The following is a 1,649-nucleotide window of genomic DNA, read 5'->3' as shown; positions in this document are numbered from 1 at the left end:
AATGACACATCATCCGCTGTCGCAACTTCGTAGATGGTTTGCCCATCTGCACCTGTGCGGCTTTCAACAGTCATGTTCTTGCCCGCTTCAACTTCGGTTTTCGCTGCAACGGCCTGACCACGAACTGAGTCAATCGCATCATGGATATTGTTTTGACCTGTGTTCCCCACGTTGGCAGTTGTGATTGAACCATCAGGATTCAGCGTTGTTTCGCCACCAATTGAGTTTTTGACACTGTCTGCAATGCTATGGATTTGACCACCATTCACAGCATCTTTAGAGCCTGCTGCAATCGTGCCATCTGCAACACCACTGATCTTGCCTGTGTTGCCATCAATGTTGACGCCATTTGGACCACCAACAGTCACCTTGTTAAAATCAACATCATCCGCTGTCGCAACTTCATAAATGGTTTGACCATCTGCACCAGTACGGCTTTCAACCGTCATGTTCTTGCCAGCTTCAACTTCAGTTTTCGCAGCAGCAGCTTCTCCTTGAATTGCATCCGCAACCGTGTCATAGCCTTTGCCACTCACGGTAAATGGACCATTCAGCTTACCGCCTTCATTGGTCACACCACCGCCTAAGATATCGCCTGTAGACGCAACGCTGTCATTCAGCTGTCCACCATTCACAGCATCTTTAGAGCCTGCTGCAACTGTGCCGTCTGTAACGCCATTGATTTTGCCTGTTGTTCCATCAATTGTGACATCACCTACAGTGACATTGTTAAAGTCAACATTGTCCGCGGTTGCTACGTTATAGATGTCTTGTCCATCTGCTCCCGTGGTTTTAGTCACGGTGATGTTTTTGCCTTGGATCACTTCGGTTTTGGCTGCAGCAGCAGCTTTGTCTAACTGACCTTTGTTGACTGCATCAGTGTCCTCAACACCTGCACCAACATTGGTAATTGGATTACCTGCGGCATTGATACCTGACTTGGTGATACTTGGGCCATTAGTAATGGTCACACCATTGTCATTGATTAAGGTATCTCCTGCACGAACGCTGTCTACCTTCAGATCACGGCTTAGGCCATATTTGATATTGTTACCATCTTTGGCCACCGTCAGATTTTCTTCGCCTGCAACGGTTCCGATATCAACCGTATCACCTGCTTTCACTGCACCTGCATTAGCACCATTTGTTTGTAGGTTCCAACCTTTGTCTAGTTCTGAAATGGCGGCGCCAACATTGGTGACATTATTGCCATTCACGGTATAGCTTGGTGCCGTCACGGTGCCATCTGGATTAACCGTTGAACCGCCACCTAAAGCATCCGATACACTCTTCGCTGTACCTGCCAACTGGCTACCATTAATGGCTTCATCCGATGTCGCACTGACTTCACCCGCAGTTACACCACTGATCTTACCTGTCGCTCCATCAATGTTCACACCATTAGCACCACCAACAGTCACATTGTTAAAGTCAACATTGTCTGCCGTTGCAACGTTATAGATGTCTTGTCCATCTGCTCCCGTGGTTTTAGAAACGGTGATGTTCTTACCTTGAGTGACTTCGGTTTTGGCTGCAGCAGCGGCTTTGTCTAATTGACCTTTGTTGACTGCATCAGTATCGTCAACACCTGCACCGACATTGCTAATTGGGTTACCCGCTGCATTGATGCCTGACTTGGTGATACTTGG

Annotated in this window: 1 pseudogene; it reads right to left on the bottom strand. The window is 47.7% G+C overall.

The window, feature by feature from the left end:
• Window positions 1–1,649: pseudogene (locus F902_RS20810) on the bottom strand (hypothetical protein); the annotation flags it as partial.

Origin of the sequence: Acinetobacter higginsii, assembly GCF_000369525.1 — a bacterium.
GTDB lineage: Bacteria > Pseudomonadota > Gammaproteobacteria > Pseudomonadales > Moraxellaceae > Acinetobacter > Acinetobacter higginsii.
This window is presented reverse-complemented; position numbering and strand designations above follow the sequence as displayed.